Here is a 1,455-nt window from a genome sequence, read left to right as displayed (position 1 = left end):
GAGAGTATAAAATATTTTGTGTAAATAGAAATTTTAATAGAAAAAGGAAGACCTTTTCTTGATAGAATAAAGTCACCACAACTCATCCAAAGAAAAGAGGTCTTCCCTATGAATCAGTTTACAACAGAAATCATCGATGCACTAGTAAAAAAACAAGATATTACCGAGGTTTTTCGTTCACATTTGGAAATGGCGATCAATTCGTTACTGGCGACAGAATTAACAGAGTTTTTAAATTATGAAAAATACGATCGTATAGGCTTTAACTCCGGCAATTCACGCAATGGAGTTTATTCACGCACACTTCATACAGAGTATGGTGACCTAACCATTCAAATTCCTCGTGATCGCAATGGGGAATTTAAACAACAGACAGTCCCACCATACAAACGCTCTAACGATACGCTAGAAGCAACGGTTATTCACCTATTTCAAAAAGGGATTACCATGTCTGAAATAGCAAATTTGATTGAAAAAATGTATGGTCATCACTATACACCCCAAACGATTTCAAACATGACAAAAACCGTATCAGAAACAGTTGAGGCTTTCAATAAACGTCCGTTACACCATCGCTATGTTTGCGTATATTTAGATGCCACATATATTCCAGTTCGTCGTGATACAGTATCGAAGGAAGCTGTCTACATCGCAGTGGGGATTCGTGAAGATGGCTCAAAAGAAATATTAGCGTACACGATTGCCCCAACAGAATCAGCTTATAACTGGCATGAGCTATTAGAAGAGCTCAAAGAGCGCGGTGTAGAGGACGTTTTGTTATTCGTCTCAGATGGCTTAAAAGGCATGGCCGACACTGTGTTCAATGTGTTTCCAAAAGCAAAATATCAAGTGTGCCTTGTGCATGTTGGACGTAATATTTCTCACAAAGTACGTGTAGAGGACCGCCAAGCAATTTGTGAGGATTTTAAAACCCTTCACCAATCAGTGGATGCAGAGGCAGCTGAGCAGGCGCTCCATGCTTTTTGTGCTAAATGGGGCAAAATGTATAAAAAGGTCACACAATCATTGCTTGAAAACCCTTATTTGCTTACATTTTATCAGTTGCCTAAGGATATTTGGCCAAGTATTTACTCGACCAATTTAATCGAATCTCTTAATAAACAAATTAAGAAATACACAAAACGAAAAGAACAATTTCCGAATGAAGAATCGCTGGAACGCTTCTTAGTTACGCAATTTGAAGACTATAATCAACGATTCGCCACACGTTGCCACCGAGGCTTTAATAAAGCACGTGCAGCACTGGAAGAAATGTTTGAAAGCTTAAAAACGGAATAATTCGCAAGAGCGGAGCGCGGCGCACAATTTTGGTTTGTAGGAAAGGGCTAGCCCTTTCCTACAAACCAAAATCAAACCTTCGAACAAGTCTAATTGAATACCAAAGTGACGATCTACTTGAAAAGGTTGAAAAGTCATTTACACAAAATTATTGAC

General features: G+C 38.6%; 1 protein-coding gene. It reads left to right on the top strand.

All coding sequences use genetic code 11. The features are described 5' to 3' along the window. Positions 1 to 108: 108 nt before the first annotated feature. Positions 109 to 1,299: an IS256 family transposase gene (locus D1606_RS18435; protein ID WP_119417447.1), complete on the top strand. Its 1,191-nt coding sequence runs from the start codon at positions 109 to 111 to the stop codon at positions 1,297 to 1,299. Positions 1,300 to 1,455 lie beyond the last annotated feature (156 nt).

Origin of the sequence: Rummeliibacillus sp. POC4 (genome assembly GCF_003576525.1) — a bacterium.
Taxonomy (GTDB): Bacteria; Bacillota; Bacilli; order Bacillales_A; family Planococcaceae; genus Rummeliibacillus.
The sequence above is the reverse complement of the archived record's forward strand: the minus strand, read 5'-3'. Positions and strand labels throughout refer to the sequence as shown.